Genomic DNA, 18,482 nt, shown 5'->3' with positions numbered 1-18,482 from the left:
GCGCTGTCCGAGCGCTGTCCGCTCCGGCAGACGCCGGAGGCCGCCGACCGCCAGGATGGACGCATGCCCCACCTCCTCCGAGCCCGCGCCGCCCTCTTCGACATGGACGGGACGCTCGTCGACTCGACGGCCGTCGTCGAGACCATCTGGGGCGCCTTCGCCGAGCGCTTCGCTCTCGACCACGACGCGGTGCTCGGCGCCGTTCACGGTGTCCGCGCCGCCGACAGCGTCCGCCGCTTCGCTCCGGCCGGCAGCGACGTCGACGCGATCGTCGCGGAGCTCGACGCGTACGAGCTCGAGCACACCGAGGGCACCGTCGAGATCCCCGGCGCGACGGCGTTCCTCGCCTCACTCCCCCGCGAGCGCGTCGCCCTGGTCACGTCCGCGAGCCCGGCACTGGCGGCCGCCCGTCTGGCCGCGGCGGGCGTCCCCTCCCCCGACACCGTCGTCACCGCGCACGACGTCGCGAACGGCAAGCCTGCTCCCGACGGCTACCTCGCCGCCGCGGCCCTGCTCGGCGTCTCCCCCGAGGACGCGCTGGTGTTCGAGGACGCCGAGGCCGGCATCCGGGCGGGTCTGGACGCCGGCATGCGCGTCATCGTCGTCGGGAGCCACGAGAGTGCGAGCACCCGGGGGCTGCCCCGGATCGCGCACTACTCCGACGCGCACGCCGCGCTCGAGGGCGACGAGCTCGTCGTCACCCTCGGCGGGCCTCAGTAGCGGATCGCGTCGATCACCTTCACCCGCACGGCGACGATCGCCGGCACCAGGCCCGCGAGCGCGCCGACGAGGGTCGCCGCCCCGAGCCCGAGCAGCGCCGCCTCGGCCGGGAAAGGCGGGATGTCGGCGATCCCGTTGTCCTGCACGAAGGCCACCGTCCACGGGTTGGTGACGAGGATGACCGCGATCGTCACGCCGACCACTCCGGCGACCACGGTCGCCACGACGCTCTCCATCATGATCGAGAAGAAGATGCGGCCGGAGGAGGCGCCGAAGCTGCGCCGGATGCCGATCTCCCGGATCCGCTGCCGGACGGTGACCAGGGCGATGTTGAGCAGCCCGAGCGCGCCGAGCGCCAGCACCAGGCCCGCCACGCCGCCGATCACCCAGGTCAGCACGCCGAAGGGGTCGGAGTCGTAGACCAGGTAGTCCTGCCGGTCGACCGACACCTCGAAGTCGGATCCCAGGGCGCCGGCCACGTCGCGCTCCACCGCCGCGGCGAGGGGCTCGGCCAGGTCGAGCGGCACCCACATCTCGTAGTTCGGCACGCCCTGCCCGCCGTACTGCGGGTCGGCGTCGCGGGCGACCGCCGGGTAGGCGTCCGCGAGCATCATCATCGACGGGTCCGTCTCGAACTGCGAGGAGGGAGTCACGCCGACCACCACGCCCGTGACGTCGCGCTCGGAGCCGAGCAGGGTGACCACCGGGTGGGTGCGCAGATCCGGGCTCCCGATCCGCTCCCAGAAGCGCTCGTTGACGACGAGGGCGGGAGCGAGGCGCTGGGAGTCGCGGGCGGTGAACCAGGAGCCGTCCACGATCTTCAGCCGGTGCATCTCGGCGAAGGGCTGGTCGACCGCCTGCACCGCGACGTCGACGGCGCCGTCGGCGAACTGGACGCGCGCGCTGCCGTAGGTCGAGCGGCTCGCGTAGGTGATGGAGTAGCGCTCGAGCGCACCGGTCCACGCGGCCTGGAGTGCGTCGGCATCCACCTCGGCGGTGCCGGTACCGGAGGGGTAGGCGGAGAGGAAGAGGCTCGCCGGGCGCCCGCTGGAGCGCTCGGCCTGCTCGATGCTGGCCTGGCGGGCGATGCCACCGGCGGCGACGACCGCGGTCAGGGCGGCGACGGCCACCGCGACTCCGATCAGCGAGAGGAGCACGCGTCCGCGGTGGATCCGCAGCTCGGTCCACGCCTCGACGATCGCGCCGGCGATCCCGACGAGCGCGCGCATCAGAGGACCGCCGCCTCGGCGACGGGGCCCGCATCCGCGGTCGAGCCCAGGCGGCCGTGGTCGAGCCGGTAGTGGCGCTCGGCCCGCGCCGCGATGGCCGGGTCGTGGGTGATGGTGACCAGCGCGGAGCCGGACTCGCGGGCGATCTCGTCGAGCAGGCCCATCACGCTCTCGCCGGTGTCGGTGTCGAGGGCGCCCGTCGGCTCGTCGGCGAGGATCAGCCGCGGTCGGCGCACCAGGGCGCGGGCGATCGCGATCCGCTGCTGCTCGCCGCCGGACATGCGCCCGGGCATCGAGTCCACGCGGTGCCCGAGGCCGACCCGCTCCAGCATCTCGGCCGCGAGGTCGCGGCGGCGCCAGAACTCCGATCCGGTCGCGTAGAGCAGGGGCGTCATCACGTTCTCGCGGGCGGTCCGCCCCTCCAGCAGGTTGAACTGCTGGAAGATGAAGCCGATGCTGCCGCCGCGGATGCGCGCGCGGGCCCGCGAGGACAGGGTCTCGGTGGGAGCGCCCTCGAGCAGCATCCGCCCCTCGGTGGGCTCGTCGATGAGTCCGAGGATGTTGAGCAGCGTCGACTTGCCGGAGCCGCTGCGCCCCACGACCGAGACGTGGTCGCCCTCGCCCACCTCGAGATCGACGCCGTCGAGGATCGTCAGCGGCGGTGCGTCGGGCAGCGGGACGACCTTGCGGATCCCCTCGAGCCGGAGGATCGTCACGAGCAGAAGACCGAGCCGTCGGGCTGCGCGATGCAGTCGCCGCCCAGCTGGACGTCGGGAGCAGCCTCCTCCGCGCCCGGCACGAACTGCAGGAGCTCGGCGCCCTCCTCCACTCCGCCGGTGATCTCGACGGAGCTGCCGTCGGTGAGTCCCAGCGTCACCGGGACCTCCTCGGTGCTGCCGTCGTCCGCCCGGCGGAACACGACGCCGGACTGGGCGGTGCCCTCGACCGCGGTGGTCGGCACGACGAGGACGTCCTCCGCCTTGCCTCCCGCGAGCGTCACCGAGGCGGCGAGCCCGGGGAACACGGTGACCTCCGTCGGCACCTGGCAGGTGAAGCTCGTGCCGGAGCCGCCGGTGGAGGTCCCGCCGCCGCCGTCCGTCGCGCCGCCGGTCGTGCCGCCCTCGCCGGCTCCGGCGAGAGGGGTGCTGATGGTGAGGCCGGTGCAGGTGAAGCCGGCGGGCCCGCCGGTGATCGCGACCTGCGCCTCCGTCGGCCGGTTCTGGATGCGGTAGAGCTGCTGCGCGTCGATCGTGCCGGTGACGGCGTAGCTCGGCGGCGCGACCTGTCCGGTCACCTCGCCGACCGTGACGGCCTGGTCGTGGATGACGCCGAGCGCGCTGAGGGTGCCGCCGGTCGCGGCGTAGACCCGCTCGAAGCGCACGGAGGGCTCCTGCTGGGTGAGGGTGACGGCGCCGTCCGGGCCGGTCGTCTCGACCGGGTCGCGCGGAGTCTCGACGCGGATGTCGTAGATGAGATCGCCCGACGCGACGGCCGCGCCCTGCTGCACGTAGACGTCGTCGACCGTTCCGGCCGCCGTCGCCTTCAGCGGCACGGCGGGGTCGGCGGCGACGGTGCCCTGGAGGGTGAGGTCGTTGGTGACCGTGCCGCGGGCGACCGTGACGGTCGGCTCGGTGATCTCACCGGTCGGCTGCGTCGGATCGGCCTCGGCCGCGCCGTCCGGGAAGAACGCGATCTTCACCAGGGCGATGCTCGCCGCTCCGATGATGACCATCCATACGATCGGGAACACCCAACGCCGAACCGCACCCATCAAGTCCCCCGACTCCGCTTCCAGGGCGCTCCGCCGTGGGGCGCCGGAGGCAGCCTATCCGGCGGGGAGGTCGCGTCACGGACCGTGGCGCGCCCGTCAGCCGGCGAGTGCCGCGACGATCGAGGCGACGCGGCGCGCCCTCGTCTCGGCGGCCTTCGCGCCCTCGACCGACGTGACGTGGGCCTTCCGCGCGCTGGGCGAGAGCGCGGCGAAGCGCTCCGCAGCGCCCGCCGAGGCCAGCGCGGACGCCAGGTCCTCCGGCACGACGACCTCGCGCGGCGCGGTGTCGAGCTCGATCACGACGTCGATCGCGTCACCGCCGGCGAGCTGCGTCTCGCGGCGCTTCTCGGCCGAGAACGGGATGAGCGCGCGTCCGCCCATCGCTCCGACCGTGCTGGTGAAGCGGTAGCCGTTCACCGTCACCGCGACGGCGGGACGCTTGCCGCCGCCGAGTGCCTCGAGGACCTCGGGCGGCACCTCGATGCCGGTGTTGTTGCCGATCTGGAAGAGCGTCGTGGTGAACTGCACGAGGCGATGATGGCACGGACTCCCGCGTGTCGCGCGGCCGATCGCTGTACTGACGAGGAGGGCCGTCGACTCGATCCTCGTCGACCTCCCGTTCACGGATCCGCAGCGCTCGAGGGCGTTCTCCACGGCGCTCGGCCGGAGCCTGAATCCTCTGTTCAGGCCTGAATCCTCTGTTCAGCGACGACGCCGCCTGCTCCGTCGCCTCCGAGCACGTGTCCGCGATGGTCGTCCCGCACCCCTCCTTCTCGACCTCCAGGTCGAAGGGGATCATCGACGCGCGCTCCCGGGTGCAGGGCCCCTTCGCGTTGAGCGTCGGCAGCCGGGAGGAGGTCGGCGAGGTGCTCGGGAACGGGCCGGCCTCCGGCGGCGCCGAGCCGGTCGCGGTGCAGAACCTCGGCTCCATGCGGGCGCGGCCTCGAGGACCCTGACGGGCACGTCCGGGAGTCCCTGTACATGAATTCGGCCGCGGCCGAGGCCGGTCCGCCCCGGGAGCGAGGGGTCGGTGCGCTCAGCAGAAGCGGGTGTCGGGGTCTCCGAGCGAGGAGCGCACGGCGTCGACCGTCATCCTGCCCTCGGGGTCGAGCCGGGCGAGCATGCGCGACATGATGTCGGCCAGCTGCGGGATCTGCTCGGCGTCGAGCGGATCGATGACGTCGGCCAGCACGGTCGCGACGTGACCGGGCGCCGTGTCGACGATCTTCTGGAGGCCGGCGTCGGTGAGCACCGCGTTCGTGGCGCGGCCGTCGGAGGCGCAGGGGCGGCGCTCGAGGTAGCCGCGGGCGACGAGGCGGGTCACCACGTGCGAGAGGCGGGGCAGGGTCGCGTTGGTGCGGGCGGCGAGCGTGGTCATCCGGAGGGCGCGGTCGGGCGCCTCGGACAGCATCGCCAGCGTCAGGTATTCGAAGTGCGTGAGTCCCGCGTCGCGCTGCAGCTGCGTGTCGAGGGCGCCCGGCAGCAGTTCCACGACCGCGATGAAGCGCAGCCAGGCGTCGAGCTGATCGGGCGTCAGCCAACGTGTCTCGGGCGCACTCATCCCTCCACCCTACCCACTACTTGCCGCGACAAGTAAGTCCCCCGTCGCCCCTCGTCGAGCCGCGTCCCGAGGCTCCGTCGGGACGCCGACCCGCGCCCGCCTGATCCCACCATCCTCGCGAGTACCGCCCCCGAGGCGAACCAGCGATCCGCGTACCAGCGGATCGCTGCAGCCGTACGCACCCCGCCCTGCAGAACGCCCCCCGTCGAGAAGCCGACCGCGCCACACAGAATCCACACCATCCCCGCGAGCACCGCCCCCGAGGCGAACCAGCGATCCGCGTGCGAGCGGATCGTTGTAGCCGAACGCACACCGCCCTGCAGAACCCACCCCGTCGCGAAGCCGACCGCGCCACGCCCGATCCACACCATCCCCGCGAGCACCGCCCCCGAGGCGAACCAGCGATCCGCGTACCAGCGGATCGCTGCAGCCGAACGCCCCCCGCTCCACAGAACGCACCCCGTCGAGATGCCGACCGCGCCACGCCCGTCAGGGACGGGCGTGGAATCGACTACAGCACGTCGTCGCTCAGATCGATCGGGTTGCCGAAGCGGTGGTTCGTGATCGAGATCGCCTGCTCGCGGAGGAAGGGCAGCAGTTCGACGCGGCCGGCGGGGGTGACCGGGTCGGCGTAGACGGCGGTGTCGAGGGCGCCGCCGAGGGCTTCGGCGAGGGCGGTCGCGAGGGGGACGCGGGATCCGTCGGCGCGGGTGAGAGGGACCGGCGTGCCCGTGCTGCCGCGGGTCATGCCGGCGACGACGTCGGTGAAGGAGCCGGTCGAGTCGGACGATCGGCGGACGACGGCCTGCTGTCCGTGCGTCGGGCTGCCGGGGGCCTGCGGGCCCGCATAGCCGTCGACGCGGTCGGAGACGATGTCGCCGATGATGCGGATGCGCGGCGCCGTGATGCGGCCGGCCGCGGCGCGCTCGAGCCACTGGGCGTCGGTCTCGACGACGATGCGCGGGACGAGGCCCGCCATCTCGGCGAGCTCGTCGCCGCCGAGCATCTCCTGGACCCGCGGCGGGAGCGGGAGGGACGTGGAGATGTCCATCCGGGAGCGGGTCAGCAGACCGGCGGCGATGACGCGGAGGAGCTCTCCGAGGTCGCCGCCGTCGGCCAGGCGCAGCGCGATCGGCACGCGGAGGTAGCGGAACAGGTTGCGCTCGAAGCCGACCTTCGAGATGTCGGTGACGACTCCGAACTCGGTCGCCCAGGCGAGCTGGTCGGAGAGTGCGGAGCGGCGGAGCAGGTCGAACTGCTCGAACCGGAGCGAGGACTGGGCCGCCTCGATGAACTGGCGCGCGCGGTCGTCGAGGCCGCGCAGGTGCAGCGTCGAGGAGGAGCGCGCGGGCGAGGGCTTCCAGGAGCCGAGGCCGATGAGATGGTTGGGTCCGCCCGCCTTCGCGCCGCCGCCGACGGACGAGCGCTTCCAGCCGCCGAAGGGCTGGCGCCGGACGATCGCTCCGGTGATGCCCCGGTTGACGTAGAGGTTGCCCGCCTCGACCGAGTCGATCCAGAGGGCGAGCTCGTCGGCGTGGAGGGAGTGGAGCCCGGCCGTGAGCCCGTACTCGGTGCCGTTCTGCATCCGGACGGCGTCCTCGAGGGTCGCCGCGTGCATGATCCCGAGCACCGGGCCGAAGAACTCGGTGAGGTGGACGTAGCTGTCCTCGGTGACGCCCTCGCGGATCCCGGGGGACCAGAGCGTGCCGCTCTCGTCGAGGCGCTGCGGCTCGACGAGCCACGACTCGCCTCCGCCCAGCGTGGTGAGCGCGTGCAGGAGCTTGCCGGTGGGCTCCTCGATGAGCGGCCCCATCACCGCCGACGGGTCGTCGGGCCGGCCGACGCGGAGCGACGTGACGGCGTCGACCAGCTGAGCGCGGAAGCGCTTGGAGCGGGCGACCGAGCCGACCAGGATCACCAGGGAGGCGGCGGAGCACTTCTGGCCGGCGTGCCCGAAGGCGCTGCGGACGATGTCGGCGACGGCGAGGTCGTAGTCGGCGTGGGGAGTGACGATGATCGCGTTCTTGCCGCTGGTCTCGGCCTGCAGTGCGAGGCCGGGCCGCCAGGAGCGGAAGAGGCGGGCGGTCTCGTAGGAGCCGGTGAGCAGCACGCGGTCCACGAGGGGGTCGGTGATCAGCGCCCGTCCCAGCTCCTCCTCGTCGAGGTCGACCAGGGCGAGGAGCTCCTGCGGGACGCCCGCGTCCCAGAGCGCCTCGACGAGCACAGCGGCCGAGCGGCGGGCCTGGGGCGCCGGCTTCACCACGACTCCGGAGCCGGCGGCGAGCGCCGCGAGGATCGATCCGGCCGGGATGGCGACCGGGAAGTTCCACGGCGGAGCGACGACGGTGACCCGAGCGGGGACGAAGGTGGCCCCGGTGACGGCGTCGAGCTCGCGGGCGCGGGTGGCGTAGTAGTGGGCGAAGTCGATGGCCTCGGAGACCTCGGGGTCGGCCTCGGCGATCGTCTTGCCGGTCTCGGAGGCCATCACCTCGATCAGGCGGTCGCGGTTCGCGGCGAGGACGAGGCCGGCGCGGTCGAGCACGGCCGCTCGGTCGTAGCCCAGGCGCTCGCCCCAGCGCTCCGCGCGGCGGGACACCGTGCGCAGCACCTCCTGGAGCTCCGCCTCGGTGCTCACGCGTGCGGCGTCGGCCGTGCCCGCTCCGATGGTCGACCCGGCGATGCGCTCGGTGATCAGGCGCGCCCAGCGTCGGTTGCCGGGGAGGGCGGGGTCGGTGTCGGGCTCGTTGTGGAAGCCCGCGGTCGCGGCGGCCGCGCCGGAGCCGCGGCTGAGGCCGAGGACGGCCTGCGTCAGGCCCGCGGCGGCCGGGTCCTGCGCCCGCTCGCCGGCGCGGGCGTGCTCCTGCACGAGGCGGCGGCCGGAGCCGGAGGACCACTCCCGCAGGCGGTCCTGCGTGCGGTTCGGCGGCGGGACGGAGTCGTCGAGGGCCTCGAGCGAGGCGCGGAATCGGCCGAGCTCCCGCTGCAGCACCTCCTCGTCGTCGAGGCGGAACGCGGCCGAGAGGAAGTTCTCGGGGCTGCTGTTCTCCTCGAGCCGGCGGATGAGGTACGAGATGGCCACGTCGAACTCGTGCGGGTGCACGACGGGCGTGTAGAGGAGGAGTCGTCCCACGTCCTCGCGGACGGCGCGCGCCTGCCCGGTCGCCATCCCGAGCAGCATCTCGATCTCGACCGCGCCGGTCACCCCGCGCTCGGTCGCCGTGAGCCACGCCCAGGCGAGGTCGAAGAGGTTGTGCCCGGCGACGCCCACGCGCACCGCGTCGACGCGCTCCGGCCGCAGCGCCCGGTCGAGCAGGCGCTTGTAGTTCGTGTCGGCCTCCACCTTGCTGCCGACGGTCGCGAGCGGCCAGTCGTGCAGGGCCGCGTCGACCCGCTCCATCGCGAGGTTCGCGCCCTTCACGACGCGCACCTTGATCGGGGCTCCGCCGCGGGCCCGGCGCTCCTGCGCCCACTCGGTCAGCTCGTCGAGCACGCGGACGGAGTCGGGCAGGTAGGCCTGCAGGACGATGCCCGCCTCGAGGTCGAGCATGCCCGGCTGCTCGAGGAGGCGCCGGAACACGGCGACCGTCAGGTCGAGGTCGCGGTACTCCTCCATGTCGAGGTTGATGAAGGTGGGGTCGGCTCCGGACGCGGCGGCCTGGTAGAGCGGAGTGAGACGCTCCACGACGCGGTCGACCTCCTCCTCGAAGGCCCACATCGACAGCTGGCTGACGACGCTCGAGACCTTGACGCTGACGTAGTCGACGTCCGGCCGCTCGAGCAGGCGGAGGGTCCCCTCGAGGCGGCGGCGGGCCTCACGCTCGCCGAGCACGGCCTCGCCGAGGAGGTTGAGGTTGAGCCGGTCGCCGCCCTCGCGCAGCGCGGCGACGGCCGCGCCGAGACGGGCCTCCGAGGCGTCGACCACGAGGTGCCCGACGAGGCGGCGGAGGACCCGGCGGGCCGCGGGCACGACCACCCAGGGCAGCACGGGGCCGACGGCGCCGCCGGTGCTGATCGCGGCGCGCAGGTAGGAGGGGAGGAAGGCGGGCGTCTTCGCGGTGAGCGCCGCGAGGTTCTCGGCCGCGACCGAGAGGTCCTCGGGCCGGGCGACGCCGTCGACGAACCCGACGGTGAAGTCGAGTCCGTTCGGGTCCTGGAGCACGCCCGCGAGCCGCTGGGCGGCGGGCTCGACCGGGAACTCGCCGCTGCGCGCGATCCAGCGGCGGACCAGGGACTCGACGCGCTCGATCATCGGGCGGTCGTCGACCTCGGGCTCGGCGGCAGCGGGCGCCGCGTGCTCCGACTCCGACGCGGCGTCGGGCCCGCGCACGACCTCGTCCTCAGCATCGCGCACGACCTCGTCGTCGGCATCGGGCTCGCTCACGGCCTCGTCCTGAGCGTCGCGCACGACCTCGTCCTCGTCCTGAACACCGGGCTCGCGCAGGTCCTCGTCCTCAGCGTCGGACTCCTGCTCGTCCTGAGGATCGGCCACGTCCTCGGACGCGGACTCCGGCGCCGGCACGACCTCGGCCCCGCTCACGGAGTCGCGCGCCTCCCCGGCCTCGACCTCGTCGTCCGACCCCGTGCCGCCCTCCGGCGTCCGACCACCGACCGTCGCGTCGACGCCGCTCCGCACGGCCGCGTCGTCGGGCTCGCGCTCCGGGTCGCTGCCGGGCACACCTGGGGTCGTCGACTGCTGCATCCTCCGAGGCTAAGCCCGACCCGCCGCCCGGACGCGGCGTGACGCGGTGGTCGCGCCGACTCGCCCGCGAGCCGCCCCTGTGGAGGAGCGGATCAGTGCCGGCGGTGGTCCTGGATGGTCATCCGCGGGCCGTGCCGCGGCTTCCTCGCTGCGCTGCAGCCGATCAGCCGGATGACCCGCTGCCGGTGCCCGCGCCACGGCTCGAGGAGCTCGAGCATCCCGTCGTCGTCGACCCCGAGCCGGCCCGTGAGCGCGAAGCCGACGGCCGCGGCCAGGTGGTAGTCGCCCACGCTGACCGCGTCCGGATCGCCGTGGGCCCGCATCATCACCTCGGACGCCGTCCACGGCCCGATCCCCGGCACCGACTGCAGCCGGCGGGCGACCTCGTCGCCGCCCCGCCCGAGCGCGAGGGTCCGCTCGAGGCCGGAGGCGACGAGCGCGGCGGTGAGGACGGTCCGCGAGCGCCGCGGATCCACTCCCGCGCGGTGCCAGTCCCACGAGGGCACGCGCCGCCACTGCTGCGCGCTCGGAGCCACGTGCAGAGCGACCGGCCCCGGGGCGGGCTCCCCGTGGAGGCGCACCAGCACCCGGTAGGCGCGCCACGCCTCCGTGCTCGTGACCTTCTGCTCGAGGACCGACGGCGCGAGCATCTCGAACACCAGGTTCGTGCGCGTGAGGCGCAGGCCCGCCGAGCGGCGGAGCACCTCGGCGAGCGGCGCGTGGGCCGACAGGTCGAGCCCGCTCCAGTCGTCGCCGTGGCCGAGGAGCTCGGGGACCGCGTCGATCAGCCACTCCGCTCCCCCGCCCCAGGCGCGCGCGTGGATCGCGCCGTCCGCCGCCTGCCGCAGATGCAGCGTGCCCGGGCCGAGCGGCGTGCGGAACGCCCGCCAGAAGCCGGACGCGTCGAGGAGCATGGTCGGGTCGCCCGAGCCCCGCAGCAGCGTGCGGAGGGTGAGCTCGAGGCTCACGGGCTCCGCCGGCGCGTAGACCGTCGCCCAGGAGGGCTCGGGAGCGGGGGCGGGGATCGACACGCAGTGATGCTAACCGGCGGCTCCGACACCGGATCGGACGCTCCTCCGCAGAACCCCCATCCACGACGTGTTCGGAGCGACACGCCCGGCGGATTGGTTCAGACGGCGTGAACACATGCGCGGATCCGATCGCCCGTTTCCACTGGTCAGCAGGTCGGTCCCGGGCGTAGCTTCGCGCTGTCGCGGCGGCGCTCCAGCTGCCCGGCACCCGCCTAACACTGGAGATGCGCACATGTTCGACACGACCTTCATCCGCAACGCGATCGTCAAGAGCTCTGAGACCGCTCTCGACCGTCGCCGCTTCTTCGAGGCCACCGGCGTCGCCGGCCTCGGCATCGGAGCCGCCGCCCTCGCCGCGCCCACCGCCTCCGCCGAGGAGGTCGCTGCCAGCGGCCCCAGCGACGCCTCGATCCTCAACTTCGCCCTCAACCTCGAGTACCTCGAGGCCGAGTTCTACCTCCGCGCCGTCTACGGCACCGGCCTCGGCGGCTCGGACGTGACCGGCAAGGGCACGCCCGGCGGCGTCATCGGCGGCCGCCCCGTCGACTTCAAGACCCCGTGGCTGAAGAGCTTCGCCACCGAGGTCGCGAACGACGAGAAGGCCCACGTGCAGTTCCTGCGGGCCGCGCTGGGCACCGCGAAGGTGGCCCGCCCGGCGATCAACCTGAAGGACAGCTTCAACTCCGCCGCCGTTGCGGCGGGGCTGATCAAGGCCGGTCAGTCGTTCGACCCGTTCGCGAGCGAGTCGAACTTCCTGCTCGGCGCCTTCGTCTTCGAGGACGTGGGAGTGACCGCCTACAAGGGCGCCGCCCCGCTCATCCAGTCGAAGACCTACCTCGACGCGGCCGCCGGCATCCTCGCGGTGGAGGCGTACCACGCGGGCGCGATCCGCTCGGCGATCTACGCCGCCGACCTGTCCGACTCGGCGAACAAGCTCTCCGACGCGCGCGACAGCCTCGACGGCAAGACCGACCTCGACCAGGGCGTCAAGGTCAACGGCCAGGCGAACATCGTCCCGACCGACGGCAGCTCCATCGCGTTCAGCCGCACCCCGGGCCAGGTCCTCAACATCGTGTACCTGAACCCCGCGGCCGGCACGCGCACCGGCGGATTCTTCCCCCGCGGCGTCAACGGCGAGCTCGTCACGACCTAGTCCCACCAGCACAGAGCACGACGACGGGCCCTTCCTCGAGGCGGCGAGGAGGGGCCCGTCGTCGTCCGCGTGCACATCCGTTCACCGGGTCCTCTAACCTGAGCGGGTGAAGATCGGGATCCTGACCTCCGGTGGCGACTGCCCCGGCCTCAACGCCGTCATCCGCGGTGCCGTCTACAAGGGCATCAAGGTCTACGACCAGGAGTTCGTGGGCTTCCGGAACGGCTGGCGCGGAGTGGTCGACGGCGACCTCCTGCCCCTGGGCCGCCCCGAGATCCAGGGCATCGCCAAGCAGGGCGGCACGATCATCGGCACCAGCCGGACGAACCCCTTCGAGGGCGAGAACGGCGGCCCCGAGAAGATCGCCGAGATGATGGACCGCAACGGCATCGACTCGATCATCGCGATCGGCGGCGAGGGCACCCTGGCGGCGGCCAAGCGCCTCACGGACGCGGGCCTCAAGATCGTCGGCGTCCCGAAGACCATCGACAACGACCTCGGCGCCACCGACTACACCTTCGGCTTCGACACCGCCGTCGGCATCGCGACCGACGCGATGGACCGCCTCCGCACCACCGGCGACTCGCACGGCCGCTGCATGGTCGCCGAGGTCATGGGCCGCCACGTCGGCTGGATCGCCCTGCACTCCGGCATGGCCGCGGGCGCCCACGTCATCCTCATCCCGGAGAAGCGCACCTCCCTAAACCAGATCGTCGAGTGGGTGCAGAGCGCGCAGGACCGCGGGCGCGCACCGCTCGTCGTGGTCGCCGAGGGCTTCTCGCTCGACACGATGGACGACGCCCACTCCGAGCGCGGCCTCGACGCCTTCGGCCGGCCCCGCCTCGGCGGCATCGGCGAGCTGCTGGCTCCGCTCATCGAGGAGCGCACCGGCATCGAGACCCGCGCCACGACGCTCGGCCACATCCAGCGCGGAGGCACGCCCACCGCGTTCGACCGCGTCCTCGCGACCCGCCTGGGCATGGCCGCCATCGACTCCGTCGTCGCCGAGCACTGGGGCCGCATGGTCGCCCTGCGCGGCACCGACATCTACCACGTGGACTTCGCCGAGGCGCTCGGCACCCTCAAGACGGTCCCGGACGCCCGCTACGAGGAGGCGCGCACCCTCTTCGGGTAGCGCGCGCTCCCCGCGGAGCGGGTCAGCCCTTCGCGCCGTCCGGCGTCGCCGTGGCGACGATCTGCGCCCGCGCGAGGGTGTGGAAGTGCGCGTTGAAGCCGAGGATCGCCGGCGTCGACTCCGGATCGAGGTCGAGCGACTCGACGTCGAGGGCGTGCACCACGAAGAAGTAGCGGTGCTCGCGGTCCGGCGGCGCCGCTCCGACGAACTGGCGCAGCCGCATCTCGTTGGGCAGCGTCTGCGCGCCCGCCGGGAGCAGCTCGAAGCCGGCGGCTCCGGCTCCCGTGGGGAGCTCCGTGGTGTCGGCCGGGAGGTTGTAGACGGCCCAGTGCCAGAAGCCGGAGCCGGTGGGCGCGTCGGGGTCGAACACCGTCACGGCGAAGCTCTTCGTCTCGGCGGGGGCTCCCGACCAGCGCAGGTGCGGCGAGACGTCCTCCCCGCCGGAGCCCTCGCCGTAGTGGCGGGCGGACAGGGGCGCACCGTCGGCGATGTCGTCGCTCTCGAGCGCGAAGGTCGGCACCTCGCCGAGGCGGGCGTAGGGGTCGTAGGTCCAGTCGGACATCCGGTTTCTCCGTTCGGGAAGGGCGGGCGGGGGCCCGCGCCCTCAGCCTAGGAACCCGGCGGTGCGCGCCGAAGGGCTTGCGGAGGGGGTCAGGACCCGAGATAGCGCCCGGGCCGGTGGTTGAACGCCAGGACCAGGTTGAGCACCACCACTCCCGCCGCCGAGATCAGCACGTTCAGCGGAGGCACCACCAGCAGCGCGGCCGCGACCACGCACGCGTCGAGCGCCATCATCACGTAGCCCGCCCGCCAGCCGAGCCGCTCCTGCGCGATCAGGGCGACGATGCTGAATCCGCCCAGGCTCGACCCGTGCCGGAAGAGGATCAGGAGGCCGATCCCCGCGAGCACGTCGCCCGTGAGGACGCCGTAGACGGGCTCGATCCGCAGCTCGCCGAACGCCAGCGGGTGCAGGCCCGCCAGGACCGAGACCAGCACGATCGAGAACATGGTCCGCAGCGTGAAGCGCCAGCCCTTCTTCCACAGCGAGAGGGCGAGGAACGGCACGTTGACCGTGACGAGGATCACGCCGAACGGGATGTCGAGCGGGTACCCCAGCAGCAGTGCGAGACCCGCGGTGCCGCCCGTGACCGCCTGGCTCGCGCGCAGCAGGTAGAGGCCGAGCGACACGACGAACGCACCGGTGACGAGACCGAAGACGTCCTCGAGGCGGGAGTGCGGCACGGGGGCGGAGGCGTCGGGCACCCGACGATGCTGCCACACGCCGCGCCCCGGTCCGGACGTCCTCGTAGGATGTGCCGGTGCTGCCGAAGATCCTGCTGTTCTACCGCTTCGTGCCGCTGGCCGACCCCGAGTCCGTGCGGCTGTGGCAGCGCGAGCTGTGCGAGTCGCTGGGCCTGCGCGGGCGCCTGCTGATCTCGGAGCACGGGGTGAACGGCACGCTGGGCGGCGGGATGGACGCCCTGAAGCGCTACGTCCGCCGCACCCGTGAGCACTCGGCCTTCCACGGGCTCGAGGTGAAGTGGAGCGACGGCTCCGGCCTCGACGACGACGGCCGCAGCCTCGACTTCCCCGGTCTCTCGGTGAAGGTGCGCGACGAGATCGTCTCGTTCGGCGCGCCCGACGAGCTGCGGGTCGACGCCGACGGGGTCGTCGGGACGGCGCCGCGGCTCGACCCGGACCAGCTGGACGCCCTCGTCGCCGAGCGCGACGACGTGGTGCTCTTCGACGGCCGCAACGCCTTCGAAGCCGAGATCGGCAGGTTCGAGGGGGCGATCGTGCCGGGGGTCTCCAGCACCCGCGAGTTCGTCGAGCAGCTCGACGCCGGCGTCTACGACCACCTCAAGGGCCGGCCCGTGGTCACGTACTGCACTGGCGGCATCCGCTGCGAGGTGCTGTCGAGCCTGATGACGGCGCGCGGCTTCGGCGAGGTGTACCAGCTCGACGGAGGCGTCGTCCGCTACGCCGAGGCGCGGCGCGACCGCGGTCTGTGGAAGGGGGCCCTGTACGTCTTCGACGGCCGCGGCTCCGTCTCCTTCTCCCCCGACGCCGAGGCGCTCGGCCGCTGCACCTCGTGCGCCGCGCCGACCAGCCGGATGCGCAACTGCACCGACCTCTCCTGCCGCGCCCAGCTCGTGGTCTGCGCCGACTGCGATGCGGCGGCCTGCGCCGCGCACGCGGGCCCTACGCTCGTGCCATGAGCATCGAAGCGCGCGGACGCACCCTCGTCGACCTCCACACCGCCCCCGAGCTGCTGCAGGTGGTGAACGTCTGGGACGTGATCAGCGCGACCACGATCGCCGCACTCCCGGAGACCCGGGCGCTCGCGACCGCCAGCCACTCCATCGCGGCGGCGTTCGGCTACGAGGACGGCGAGCGGATCCCGCTGGAGCTGCACCTGGGCATGATCGAGCGCATCGTCGCCGCCGTCGAGGTCCCGGTCTCGGCCGACCTCGAGGCGGGCTACGGCGACACGGGCGAGACGGTCCGCCGCGCGATCGGGATCGGCGTCGTGGGCGCGAACCTGGAGGACCAGGCGAAGCCGCTCCCGGAGGCGCTGCGGGCGGTCGAGAAGGCCGTCGCCGCGGCCGAGGAGGAGGCGGTGCCCTTCGCTCTCAATGCCCGCACGGACGTGCTCCTCCGCGCCGGCGACCGCGACCGCGGCGAGGTCCTGGCCGACGCGATCGAGCGCGGCCGCGCCTACCTCGACGCCGGCGCCACCTGCTTCTTCGTCCCCGGGCTGCTCCAGGACGCCGAGCTGGAGTCCCTCGTCGCCGCCCTCGGGCGGCAGCGCGTCAGCGTCATCGGCGTCCCCGGATCGCAGTCCCCCGCCCGCTTCGAGGAGCTCGGGCTGGCCCGCGTCTCCTACGGTCCGTGGACGCAGCGCGTCGCCCTGACGGCGCTCCAGGACGCGGCCTCCGCCCTCTACTCCGGCGGATCGCTCCCCGAGGGCACCCGGCCCCTGAACTGACCGCCCGGCCGCGGGCCCGCGGGCGTAGCGTGGGCCCATGTACCGAGCCATCGTCGTCGAGCGGCACTCCGACTCCGACACCGACACCCCCAACCGAGCCCGCCTCCTCGAGCGCGACGATCCCGACCGCTCGCACGGCGACGTGTCGATCGCCGTCGAGTACTCGAGCGTCAACTACAAGGACGCCCTGGCGCTGGCGGGGCGGCCCGGGATCGTGCGCCGCACCCCGCTCGTCGCCGGCATCGACCTGGTCGGCACCGTGGAGTACGCGGACGGCGAGGCGGGCGAGCGCTTCGACTCCGGCGACCGGGTGGTGCTCAACGGCGCCGGCCTCGGCGAGCGCCACGACGGCGGGCTCGCCGAGCGGGCGCGTGTCGACTCCGCGTCGCTGCTCCGGCTGCCCGGCGCCATCTCGGCGGCACGGGCCGGAGCGATCGGCACCGCGGGCTTCACAGCGATGCTGGCCGTGCTGGCGCTCGAGCGGCACGGCGTGCGGCCGGGCAGCGGTCCCGTCCTGGTGACGGGGGCCTCGGGAGGCGTGGGGTCGCTCGCCGTCGCGCTCCTGGCGCGCCTGGGCCACGAGGTCGTCGCCTCGACCGGCCGGCTCGGCGAGCACGGCGCTCTGCTCCAGCGCTTGGGCGCCTCCGACGTCATCGACCGCGCCGAGCTGCAGGAGGGCGGGAAGCCGCTGCAGTCCGAGCGCTGGGCGGGAGCGGTGGACTCCGCCGGCTCGCACACGCTCGCGAACGCCCTCGCGCAGACGCGGTGGGGCGGCACCGTGGCGGCGTGCGGTCTCGCGCAGGGCCCGGACCTGCCGGTGAGCGTGATGCCGTTCATCCTGCGCGGAGTGACGCTGGCCGGCATCAACTCGGTGGAGGCGCCGCGCAAGCTCCGCGAGGAGGCCTGGCGCCGCCTCGCTCACGACCTCGACCTGGAGCTGCTCGACGAGCTGACGACGACGGTGCCGCTCGGCGGGGCGGTCGACGCGGCCGAGGACGTGCTCGCCGGCCGCTCGCACGGTCGGACTGTGGTGGACGTCCGCGCCTGACGGTTCGGCCTCGCCGGAGGGCGTCCGCCCGCCTCGAGCGTGGAGGAGGGGGCGCCTCGGCCGGCGCTGCGGGGCGGCTGCTCGTGCGGCGGTGCGCTACTCCGCGGCCTCGGTGGCGCCGCTCGGCTCGGCCGACGCGTGACCGACGGAGGAGTCGGGGCGCGCGGCGCGGGGCTTCGCCGGCGTGCGGGGCTTCGGCGCGGGCTTCGCGGCCGGAGCCGGCTTCGCGGGGGCAGGCTCGGCGGACTCGGATCCGGCGGGCTTCGGCTCGGCGGGCTTCGATCCCGCGGACTTCGGCTCGGCGGGCTTCGGCTCCGCGGGCTTCGGCTCGGCGGGCTTCGGCTCCGCGGGCTTCATCGGGGCTGCGGACTCGATCGGCTCGGAGCCGATGACGTCCACGGGCGCGGACCCCCCGGACCCGGCCGGCGTGCTCGCGGCGGTCCGAGCACTCGTCTTCGGAGCGGCCTTCGGCGTGGCCTTCGGGCTCTTCGGAGCGCCCCCCGCTCCTGACTCCGTCGGCGCCGCGACGTCCTCCGCGGCGCCGTCCGCCTCCGGAGTCGCGGTCGCCGCGCTCCCGCTGCTCGCAGCCTCCCGGCCCTCGACCACCGTCGCCGGACCCGCCGCCTCCGCGGCCACCGCCGCGGCCTCCGCCGCCTTCGCCTTCTTCTTCGCGCGCTTCTCCGCGGCGGCCGCCTGGGCCCGCTCCGCCTGCTCGGCGACCTCGGGGACGATCACGAGGTCGTCGGTCTCGATCACGGGGATCGCCGCGGTCGTCGTTCCCAGCTGGAGGGCCGCGATCAGCTCGGGAGCGTGCTTGGTGCTCACGATCAGGCGGGAGTAGTCCTCGTCGACCAGGTCGATCACGACGGCCGAGGCGGTGCGCTTGATCAGCAGGAAGTCCTTGCCGCCGTGGAACTTCCACGTGCCGGCCGCGAGCGTGAGCGGCACCGCGGTGCCCGGCGCGCGGATGCCCCGCACCCAGATCCAGGGGTCCTCGGTGACCGTCGCCGAGCGGATGCTCGACCGGTCGACGACGACGTCGCTGCGGTGGAACGCGAGCAGTCGCTCGGCCGCGGTGAGGCGGAGTTCGAGGCGGTCGGGGAGCACGGTCACGACGGGCATGCCTCTAGTCTGCCCCGCCGCCCG

General features: G+C 73.7%; 17 protein-coding genes. 7 read left to right on the top strand and 10 right to left on the bottom strand.

The window, feature by feature from the left end; genetic code table 11:
• Positions 1–63 precede the first annotated feature (63 nt).
• Positions 64–720: an HAD-IA family hydrolase gene (locus tag C5C46_RS06955; RefSeq protein ID WP_104226157.1), complete on the top strand. Its 657-nt coding sequence runs from the start codon at positions 64–66 to the stop codon at positions 718–720.
• On the opposite strand, the gene C5C46_RS06950 is transcribed toward C5C46_RS06955, so the two are convergent.
• The 4 genes from C5C46_RS06950 to C5C46_RS06935 all read right to left on the bottom strand — a co-directional run bounded on the left by C5C46_RS06950 (position 714) and on the right by C5C46_RS06935 (position 4,248).
• A complete protein-coding gene (locus C5C46_RS06950; protein WP_104226156.1) occupies positions 714–1,949 on the bottom strand; it encodes an ABC transporter permease in 1,236 nt (411 codons plus the stop codon). The two genes, C5C46_RS06955 and C5C46_RS06950, sit on opposite strands and share 7 nt — an antisense overlap.
• Positions 1,949–2,665 carry an ABC transporter ATP-binding protein gene (locus tag C5C46_RS06945; RefSeq protein ID WP_104222861.1) on the bottom strand — a complete coding sequence of 239 codons (717 nt, stop codon included), beginning with the start codon at positions 2,663–2,665 and terminating at the stop codon, positions 1,949–1,951. Before C5C46_RS06945 ends, C5C46_RS06950 begins: the two co-directional genes overlap by 1 nt.
• Positions 2,662–3,681, bottom strand: a complete 1,020-nt coding sequence (locus C5C46_RS06940; RefSeq protein ID WP_104226155.1) for an efflux RND transporter periplasmic adaptor subunit — start codon at positions 3,679–3,681, stop codon at positions 2,662–2,664. Before C5C46_RS06940 ends, C5C46_RS06945 begins: the two co-directional genes overlap by 4 nt.
• Before the next feature lie 135 nt (positions 3,682–3,816).
• Complete coding sequence (locus C5C46_RS06935) at positions 3,817–4,248, bottom strand: YdeI/OmpD-associated family protein (protein ID WP_104222863.1); 432 nt, start codon at positions 4,246–4,248, stop codon at positions 3,817–3,819.
• Positions 4,249–4,460: 212 nt separating this feature from the next.
• On the opposite strand from C5C46_RS06935, the gene C5C46_RS06930 reads away from it, so the two are divergent.
• Complete coding sequence (locus C5C46_RS06930; RefSeq protein WP_104226154.1) at positions 4,461–4,676, top strand: hypothetical protein; 216 nt, start codon at positions 4,461–4,463, stop codon at positions 4,674–4,676.
• An 80-nt stretch (positions 4,677–4,756) separates the two neighbouring features.
• On the opposite strand, the gene C5C46_RS06925 is transcribed toward C5C46_RS06930, so the two are convergent.
• The 3 genes from C5C46_RS06925 to C5C46_RS06910 all read right to left on the bottom strand — a co-directional run bounded on the left by C5C46_RS06925 (position 4,757) and on the right by C5C46_RS06910 (position 11,011).
• Positions 4,757–5,281, bottom strand: coding sequence for a MarR family winged helix-turn-helix transcriptional regulator (locus C5C46_RS06925; RefSeq protein ID WP_104226153.1), 525 nt, complete (start codon positions 5,279–5,281; stop codon positions 4,757–4,759).
• Positions 5,282–5,792: 511 nt separating this feature from the next.
• Positions 5,793–9,530, bottom strand: coding sequence for a proline dehydrogenase family protein (locus C5C46_RS06915; RefSeq protein WP_104226222.1), 3,738 nt, complete (start codon positions 9,528–9,530; stop codon positions 5,793–5,795).
• Between the two features lie 542 nt (positions 9,531–10,072).
• On the bottom strand, positions 10,073–11,011 hold the full coding sequence (locus C5C46_RS06910) for a DNA-3-methyladenine glycosylase (protein ID WP_258059382.1): 939 nt from the start codon (positions 11,009–11,011) through the stop codon (positions 10,073–10,075).
• A 232-nt stretch (positions 11,012–11,243) separates the two neighbouring features.
• Here C5C46_RS06910 and C5C46_RS06905 point away from each other — a divergent pair, with 232 nt between their 5' ends.
• Entirely contained in the window at positions 11,244–12,164 is a 921-nt protein-coding gene (locus tag C5C46_RS06905; protein WP_104222865.1) for a ferritin-like domain-containing protein, read from the top strand.
• A 106-nt stretch (positions 12,165–12,270) separates the two neighbouring features.
• Complete coding sequence (locus C5C46_RS06900) at positions 12,271–13,299, top strand: 6-phosphofructokinase (RefSeq protein WP_104226151.1); 1,029 nt, start codon at positions 12,271–12,273, stop codon at positions 13,297–13,299.
• 22 nt (positions 13,300–13,321) lie between these two features.
• Here C5C46_RS06900 and C5C46_RS06895 read toward each other — a convergent pair whose 3' ends face one another.
• On the bottom strand, positions 13,322–13,861 hold the full coding sequence (locus C5C46_RS06895; protein ID WP_104222867.1) for a YbhB/YbcL family Raf kinase inhibitor-like protein: 540 nt from the start codon (positions 13,859–13,861) through the stop codon (positions 13,322–13,324).
• An 89-nt stretch (positions 13,862–13,950) separates the two neighbouring features.
• Positions 13,951–14,562 (bottom strand): YitT family protein, encoded by a 612-nt coding sequence (locus C5C46_RS06890; protein ID WP_244230588.1) that lies wholly within the window; start codon positions 14,560–14,562, stop codon positions 13,951–13,953.
• 56 nt (positions 14,563–14,618) lie between these two features.
• Between C5C46_RS06890 and C5C46_RS06885 the strand changes: the two genes are divergently transcribed.
• From C5C46_RS06885 to C5C46_RS06875, 3 genes are read left to right on the top strand one after another with little or no spacing between them, the layout of a single operon-like run.
• Positions 14,619–15,518 carry a rhodanese-related sulfurtransferase gene (locus C5C46_RS06885; RefSeq protein ID WP_104226150.1) on the top strand — a complete coding sequence of 300 codons (900 nt, stop codon included), beginning with the start codon at positions 14,619–14,621 and terminating at the stop codon, positions 15,516–15,518.
• The gene (locus C5C46_RS06880) at positions 15,515–16,288 is read left to right on the top strand and encodes an isocitrate lyase/phosphoenolpyruvate mutase family protein (protein WP_104226149.1); all 774 of its coding nucleotides are present in this window, start codon (positions 15,515–15,517) and stop codon (positions 16,286–16,288) included. Before C5C46_RS06885 ends, C5C46_RS06880 begins: the two co-directional genes overlap by 4 nt.
• A 37-nt stretch (positions 16,289–16,325) precedes the next feature.
• Positions 16,326–17,336: an MDR family oxidoreductase gene (locus C5C46_RS06875; protein ID WP_104226148.1), complete on the top strand. Its 1,011-nt coding sequence runs from the start codon at positions 16,326–16,328 to the stop codon at positions 17,334–17,336.
• A 96-nt stretch (positions 17,337–17,432) separates the two neighbouring features.
• Here C5C46_RS06875 and C5C46_RS17345 read toward each other — a convergent pair whose 3' ends face one another.
• A complete protein-coding gene (locus C5C46_RS17345; protein WP_308471128.1) occupies positions 17,433–18,458 on the bottom strand; it encodes a hypothetical protein in 1,026 nt (341 codons plus the stop codon).
• Positions 18,459–18,482: the final 24 nt, after the last annotated feature.

Origin of the sequence: Rathayibacter sp. AY1E6 (genome assembly GCF_002931115.1) — a bacterium.
In the GTDB taxonomy this organism is placed as follows: domain Bacteria; phylum Actinomycetota; class Actinomycetes; order Actinomycetales; family Microbacteriaceae; genus Rathayibacter.
The sequence above is the reverse complement of the archived record's forward strand: the minus strand, read 5'-3'. Positions and strand labels throughout refer to the sequence as shown.